Here is a 7085-nt window from a genome sequence, read left to right as displayed (position 1 = left end):
CTGCCGCGTTCGCCGCTTGGCTGGCGCGGCGGCTGGGCCTGGGGCGCGGCGGCGGTGCTGGTGAGCCACCGCTGGCTGCTCTGGCTCCATCCCCTCGACTGGGTGGGGGTGCCCCTGCCCCTCAGCCTGCCCCTTTGCCTGCTGCTCTGGGGGTTGTGCGGCCTGGCTGGGGCCCTGCTGGTGGCCCTGTGGCTGGCTGTCTTGATGCGTCTGGAGGGCTGGTGGGGAGGCGGTGGTCTCGCGGCCGCGATCACCGCCGCGGCGCTCTGGGGCCTTGCCGAGGTGCAACTGGCCCGCGGCCCGCTCTTCTGGATCGGCCTGGGGGCTTCAGCCCTGCCGGGTGATCGCGCCCTGGCGGCCTGGGCGAGCCTCGGCGGCGCCGGCCTGGTGGCGGCGTTGCAGCTCCTGATCGCCTGGTTGCTGTGGCGCGTTCTGCGGCTGTTGGTCCGCCGCCTTTGGTCTGAAGGGATCGCTGCGCTGCTGAGCTGGCTCCTGGCCGTCCTTCTGCTGCATGGTGTGGGAGCCGCCCTGCTGCGGGCTTCCGAGCAGGCCCCAGCTGCCCAGGCAGCGAATGCCACCCAGCCCCCATCGGCATTGCCGGCACCGGCCCATGGTCAGCGGCTTCTGGTGGTCCAGCCGGCGATTCCCACCCGGCAGAAATTCGAAGCAGCCCAGCAGCAGCGGCTGCTGCAAAGGCTGGCGGCAGCACAACAGCTGGCCGTGGCGGCAGGGGCAGCCGGGGAGTCGATCGATGCACTGCTGTTGCCCGAGGGCGCTCTGCCGCTGGATCAGCCCCTGCCTGATCCAGCGCCCACCGAAGTGCTCAGCGGCGGCTTTCGTCGCCAGGACGCGGAGGTGCGCAGCAGCGTGCTGCGCTTTGCGCCTGGCGATCAGGCTCGGCCCAGCGGCTGGATCGATAAGGCCCGGGTCGTGCCGCTGGGGGAATGGGTCCCCCTGGCCCACCTGTGGCGCTGGAGTGGCCTCTCGGCCGTGGGGGGGATCACACCGGGGGCGCCGTCGCGGCTGCTGGAGCGGCCCGGCGGGGCGATCGGGGTGGCGATCTGCTACGAGATCGCCGACGGTGTCGGTCAGCGAGCCGCGGTGGCCGCCGGGGCACAGTGGCTGCTGGCCAGCGCCAATCTCGACCCCTACCCCGCCCAGCTCCAGGGCCAGTTCCAGGCCCTGGCCCAGCTGCGGGCTCTGGAAACAGGTCGCTGGCTGGTGAGTGCGGCCAACACCGGACCCAGCCTGGTGGTCGACAGCTCCGGTCGTCTGCGCGCCGCCCTCCCCCCGGGCAGGCCGGTCACGACGGTGCTCGGCCTGGAGCCGCGTGACGCCATGACCCCCTATGACCGGTTCGGGGAGCTGCCGTTGCTGGGGCTCGCCCTGGCTGGAGGGGCCTGGGGCACGCTTGGCTACCGGGTGGTTCCGAGCAACGGGTCCAGGTCCATGTGGGCTTCGAAGGCATCGGCGAGGCGATCCAGCAGCGCGTCGCGCTGACGGCCGTGGTGGGGCTGGTGCTCGCTCAGGGGGGGAAGACCGCGGCGCCTGCGCAGCTGGTTCAGCCAGCGCCGCCGCCAGGGTCCGTTCTCGAAGACGCCGTGCAGGTAGGTGCCCGCCACTTCGCCGCCCTGCTCACCAGCCGAACGCCACCAGCCCAGCCCTGCCTCCGCCGCCAGGGGGGCGCAGGGGCCAGGGCCAGGGCCCGATTGCAGGAGTTCCGTGCGGCCGTGGTGCAGCTCGAAGCCCTCCAGCTGCAGCGGGTCTCCCGGTGGCCAGAGGGCGGTGCTGTGGCGCTGGCGCAGGGTCTTGGCGGGGCTGAACGTGGTGGCCAGCGGCAACAGGCCGAGGCCTGGCAGTGTGCTGGTCGAGACCCCTGGCGTGGCGCCTTCGAGACCCTCGGGATCCTGCAGCCGCTGGCCCAGCATCTGCAGCCCGCCGCAGAGGCCGAACACCTGGCCGCCGCCGGCCAGGTAGGCGGCGATCTCCTCGCTCAGGCCAGCCGCCTGCAGGCCGGCCAGATCGCGCAGGGTCTGCTTGCTGCCCGGCAGGATCAGGGCATCGGGCCGGCCGAGCGCCTCGCCGGGCCGGACCCAGCGCAGCTGCACGCTGGGTTCGGCTTCGAGCGGATCGAGATCGGAGAAGTTGCTCAGCGATGGCAGCCGCAGCACGGCGATCTCCAGTTCGGCACCGCTCTTGCGGCCGCGCCGCTCCAGCAGATCGAGCGAGTCTTCCGGTGGAAACAGCTCCTCCAGCCAGGGCATCACCCCCAGCACGGGCACCCCGGTCTGGGCCTCCAGCCAGCTCCGACCGGCATCGAACAGCTCCCGGCGTCCCCGGAAGCGATTGATCAACAGACCCCGGATCAGCGGGCGCTCCACCGGACGCAGCAATGCCAGGGTGCCGACGATCTGGGCGAAGACACCACCACGCTCGATGTCGGCCACCAGCAGGCAACGGGCCCGCAGGAACTGGGCCAGGCGCAGGTTGGTGAGATCGCGGGCCTGCAGGTTCACCTCCACCGGGCTGCCGGCTCCCTCCAGCACCAGCCGGCCGCCAGGGTGCTGCTGCTGAAGCTCCGCCAGGCCCTGGCGGATCGCCCGCCAACCGGGCCGGAACCAATCGCGGTAGTAGTGCTCGGCCCGGGCGGTGCCCACCGAGCGGCCCAGGTGGATCACCTCGCTGGTGCTGTCGCCCCGCGGCTTGAGCAACACCGGGTTCATGGCCGCCAGGGGCTCCAGCCCCGCGGCCCAGGACTGCAGGGCCTGGGAGTAGGCCATCTCGCCGCCGGCCGGATCCACCCAGGCGTTGTTGCTCATGTTCTGCCCCTTGAAGGGCACGGGCGTTTCACCGCGACGCTTCAGTACCCGGCAGAGGGCGGCGGTCATCAGCGACTTGCCGGCCCCGCTGCTGGTGCCCAGCACCATCAGCGGCGGCAGGGAGGCTGACGGAGGTTGGCAGCTGGATAGTGGATCGACGCATTCGGTCATCGCCGTGGCCGGTACCGGCTGACCCAGTGCTGCAGGCGTTGCAGGGGAGTGGCTGTGGGGATCTCTGCGGGCCAGGTGGCCAGCAGCTGGCGTCCCATCGGGGTCAGCCGGACCCGCTCCGTCAGGCCCTGCCCATCCACCTCGCGCCGCAGGACGCCGAGCCGGATCAACCAGATCCAGTCGTTCTCGACCGAGTCGGGCGCAGCAACCCTGCCTCGGAAGAGGCGATCGAGGTCGGTCCGCTGGCAAAAATCGGCGCTGCTGATCGCCTGATCGCTGACCAACCCATAGAACGTACGCCGGTAGGAGAGGGAACAGACGGCTCGCTCGGCCCGCTTCCAGGAGCGCTGGTCGCGTTCCTCGGCGTCTCCTTGAGGAGCCGTGTCGTTCGTCGGCTGTGGATGCATCAGGCGATTGTGGCCGCTTGTCCTCCCCACAGACCACACCCTTGAATCCGCAGGGTCTTTGATTCAATTGGACGACGTCCTGGAGATCCCGCGCCTGGCCGCGGCACCGGAATCGTCTGCACCGGATTGATCCTCACTGCCCTTTCCGCCGCGCCCCATGTTGTTGCTGGCCTCCGCCTCTCCTGCCCGCCGCCGCCTCCTGGAGCAGGCCTGTATTCCCCATCGGGTCCAGGTGAGTGGGGTCGATGAGGAGGCGATTCATCACCCCAATCCTGAACAGCTGGTCCAGAGGCTGGCCCAGGCGAAAGCCGAGGCGGTGCTGGCTCAGTTGCCAGATGCACGCAACCCTGCGTCGGTGCTGGAGGCAACGGAGGCCATGAAGACCTCGGCGGTGCTGGGCTGCGACTCCGTGCTCAGCATGGATGGCGACGTCTATGGCAAGCCTGTCGATGCAGACGAGGCCTGCCAACGCTGGCGTCGCATGGCCGGAGGTTGGGCTGAGTTGCATACAGGCCATTGCCTGATTCGGCTCAGCGGGGCCAGCCAGCCCGTTGACCCTCCGACTGATTCCGGCGTTTCCCCACCGTCAGTGCTGGCAGCGGCTGTGCAGCTGGCCACCGTCACCACTCGCGTGAAGTTTGCCTGCTTGAACGAGGCGGAGATCGCCGCCTATGTCGCCACCGGCGAACCGCTGCGTTGTGCCGGTGGCTTTGCCTTGGAGGGTCGTGGCGGGCTTTTGGTGGAGCAGATCCAAGGCTGCTTCAGCAACGTGATCGGTCTGAGCCTGCCGCTGCTGAACAACTGGCTGAGGCGTCCTTAGCGAAACAGGTTCTCGATCAGGTTCTGCAAGCCAGACCCACCGCTGGAAGGATTGCCGTAGCCAGGGTACTGGTTGCTGGGGTAGCGATTATCGGGATAACTGTTGTTCGGGTAACGGTTGTCCTGATAGCGGTTGTCGGGATAGCGGCCACTGGAATTGCTGCCACTGTCATTGCGGTAGGTCTCCAATTCCATATTGGCCCAGCGGAAGACGGTTGAACGCCCGCGGGTGCTGTAGGTCACGGGATAGGTTCCGGTCGCATCACTCATCACCAGCCGGCCCATGCGGTTGTAGAAGGTGTAGCGGCGACCGTCTCGCAGATCCACCACATAGGAGGTGCCACTGCTGGTGGCACGCCGTTGCAGATCGCATCGACCGCTGAAGATGCGCCGGTTCCGATCACTCAGTTGGCAAGTGGCGGTATCGTCAGCCGGATTGCGCCAGCTTTGGGTGGATCCACCACTGCTGTTGCCGAACAGCTGCTTGTTGAGCTGCTGGCTCACATTCTTGCGCTTGCGACCATCTTCCCAGCAGATCTGCTGCCGCAGGTCGCACTCCGCTCCGGTGCTGAATCGGATCTCCTCCTGGCGCGGCTTACCGGAGAGCCGATTCACAAGATCACGCTCCGCTTTGCTGCCGAATTCGTTGCGGGTGGCCTCGGTGGAGGCTCCTCTGCTGTTGTAGCAGATTTTCTGGCTCCGATCACAGACAAAGCCGTTGCGAGAGAGATCGAGCGTCTTGGTGTCAGCACGGGCCGGCTCCAGGGCGATCAGCGGAGCGACCAGGGCTGCAATCAGAAGGGGATAGACACTGGAGGTGCGATGCATGGCGGTGAGGCGGATGGGCTGTGCAGTCATCGGTTGGCTTGCGCTGCCGTGCCTGGGTCGAGGTGGCAGTGGAGTGAATTCTGTCTTTGAACAGGCGTTCCTAGAAGCAACTGTAGACGGTTTGACAGTCATTTCTTGTCTTAGGTGCAACTATTCCTATTTATTCTGATGGCGTTGATGGCGTCTTCTTGCACGTCCCTGGCAATCATGCTGCGAATCGCGGTGCCGTAGGCAGGCATGAGCCGAGATTATTCATTCCTGTTCATCTGATCCTTCCCGGCTGCTGATCCGGCGGTTGTGGATCTGGGAAGAAGTCACAGACGCAGAAACAATAAAAAACCCCCACCGCGAGGTGAGGGCAGATCAGGCACCAGTCGTGGTTGATTCGCAGGGCAAGCCCTGGGTTGAATCAGTCGAGATCAGGCATCGACAGGGTGGGCTCGGCCTGACGGTCGATTCCCTTCTCGAAACCGGCGGCAGCGGCGCGGGCGCGACCGGCGTGCCAGAGGTGACCCACCAGGAAGAAGAAGGCCAGCACGAATTGGGTGGAGGCCAGCCACTGGCGGATATTCACGAAGTTCACCGAGTTGGGCTCGGTGATGATGCCGCCCACGGAGTTGAGGGAGGCGTTCGGCGCGTGGGTCATGTATTCAGCCGCGCGGCGCACTTGCCAGGGCTGAATGTCGTTCTGCAGCTTGTCGAGGCTCAGACCGTTCGGGCCACGCAGGGGCTCCAGCCAGGGGCCGCGGAAGTCCCAGAAGCGCATGGTTTCACCACCGAAGATGATCTCGCCGGTGGGGGAGCGCATCAGGTACTTACCCAGACCGGTGGGGCCCATGGCCGAACCGATGTTGGCGCCGAGGCGCTGGTCACGAACCAGGAAGGTGAAGCTCTGGGCCTGGGAGGACTCGGCGTTGGTGGGGCCGTAGAACTCGGAGGGATAGGCGGTGTTGTTGAACCAGATGTAGGCCGAAGCGATGAAGCTCATGAAGCTCAGGGCGCCAAGGCTGTAGCTGAGATAGGCCTCACCATTCCAGATGAAGGCACGACGCACCCAGCCGAAGGGCTTGGTGATGACGTGCCAGATGCCACCGAAGATGCAGATCAGACCGATCCAGATGTGGCCACCGATGATGTCTTCCATCGAGTTGACCCCGATGATCCAGCCCTCGCCGCCGAAGGGGGCTCGGGTGAGATAACCGAAGATCACACCAGGGCTGAGGGTGGGGTTGGTGATGATGCGTACATCGCCGCCGCCGGGGGCCCAGGTGTCATAGACACCGCCGAAGAACATGGCCTTGAACACCAGCAGCAGGGCGCCCACACCGAGAAGGATGAGGTGGTAGCCGATGATGTTGGTCATCTGGTTCTTATCACGCCAATCCTGGGAGAAGAAGGCGGAATAGTTCTCCAGAATTTCCGGACCACGCAGGGCGTGATACAGGCCGCCCAGGCCAAGAACGGCGGAACTGATCAGGTGGAGCACCCCCACCACAAAGAAGGGGTAGAGATCGGTGACTTCACCGCCGGGACCAACGCCGTAACCAAGGGTGGCGACGTGGGGAAACAGGATCAGACCCTGCTCGTACATGGGCTTGTCGAAGGTGAAGTGACTCACCTCGAAGAGCATCATGGCGCCGGCCCAGAACACCATCAGGCCAGCGTGGGCCACATGGGCGCCGAGCAGGCGACCGGAGAGGTTGATCAGGCGGGCATTGCCCGCCCACCAGGCGTAACCAGTCGAATCGAGGTCCTTGCCCCCGACCGAACTGAGGTTGGGATTAGAGAGCGTTACCACGGGGCAGAACCTCTTCAGGGAAGACGAAGTTTTCGTGCGGCTGGTCGGCCGGGGCCATCCAGGCCCGCAGACCTTCATTCAGAAGGATGTTCTTCGTGTAGAAGGTCTCGAATTCAGGATCCTCAGCGGCGCGGATCTCCTGCGACACGAAGTCGTAGGCACGCAGGTTGAGGGCCAGGCCGATGATGCCGATGCTGCTGGTCCACAGACCCATCACCGGCACGAACAGCATGAAGAAGTGCA

At 66.1% G+C, this 7085-nt stretch carries 6 protein-coding genes and 1 pseudogene; 2 read left to right on the top strand and 5 right to left on the bottom strand.

All coding sequences use genetic code 11. From position 1 onward, the window contains the following. The coding region (locus VB716_RS09020; protein WP_416238096.1) for an apolipoprotein N-acyltransferase at positions 1 to 1500 on the top strand (1500 nt) is incomplete at its 5' end. Here the strand turns inward: VB716_RS09020 and VB716_RS09015 are convergent. After that, positions 1416 to 2927 carry a cobyric acid synthase gene (locus VB716_RS09015; protein WP_323270290.1) on the bottom strand — a complete coding sequence of 504 codons (1512 nt, stop codon included), beginning with the start codon at positions 2925 to 2927 and terminating at the stop codon, positions 1416 to 1418. The genes VB716_RS09020 and VB716_RS09015 overlap by 85 nt on opposite strands. A 59-nt stretch (positions 2928 to 2986) precedes the next feature. Next, positions 2987 to 3397: an Npun_F0494 family protein gene (locus VB716_RS09010; RefSeq protein WP_323270288.1), complete on the bottom strand. Its 411-nt coding sequence runs from the start codon at positions 3395 to 3397 to the stop codon at positions 2987 to 2989. A 157-nt stretch (positions 3398 to 3554) separates the two neighbouring features. On the opposite strand from VB716_RS09010, the gene VB716_RS09005 reads away from it, so the two are divergent. Further along, on the top strand, positions 3555 to 4217 hold the full coding sequence (locus tag VB716_RS09005; RefSeq protein WP_323270287.1) for a nucleoside triphosphate pyrophosphatase: 663 nt from the start codon (positions 3555 to 3557) through the stop codon (positions 4215 to 4217). On the opposite strand, the gene VB716_RS09000 is transcribed toward VB716_RS09005, so the two are convergent. The 3 genes and pseudogenes from VB716_RS09000 to VB716_RS08990 all read right to left on the bottom strand — a co-directional run. Beyond that, entirely contained in the window at positions 4214 to 5074 is an 861-nt protein-coding gene (locus VB716_RS09000; RefSeq protein WP_323249958.1) for a hypothetical protein, read from the bottom strand. The genes VB716_RS09005 and VB716_RS09000 overlap by 4 nt on opposite strands. Positions 5075 to 5453: 379 nt before the next feature. After that, the gene (gene psbC / locus VB716_RS08995; RefSeq protein WP_197154551.1) at positions 5454 to 6842 is read right to left on the bottom strand and encodes a photosystem II reaction center protein CP43; all 1389 of its coding nucleotides are present in this window, start codon (positions 6840 to 6842) and stop codon (positions 5454 to 5456) included. Beyond that, positions 6826 to 7085 (bottom strand): annotated as a pseudogene (locus tag VB716_RS08990) (photosystem II D2 protein (photosystem q(a) protein)); the annotation flags it as partial. The pseudogene VB716_RS08990 and the gene psbC, both read right to left, overlap by 17 nt.

Origin of the sequence: Synechococcus sp. CCY9201 (assembly GCF_034931105.1) — a bacterium.
Lineage (GTDB): Bacteria > Cyanobacteriota > Cyanobacteriia > PCC-6307 > Cyanobiaceae > CBW1002.
The sequence above is the reverse complement of the archived record's forward strand: the minus strand, read 5'-3'. Positions and strand labels throughout refer to the sequence as shown.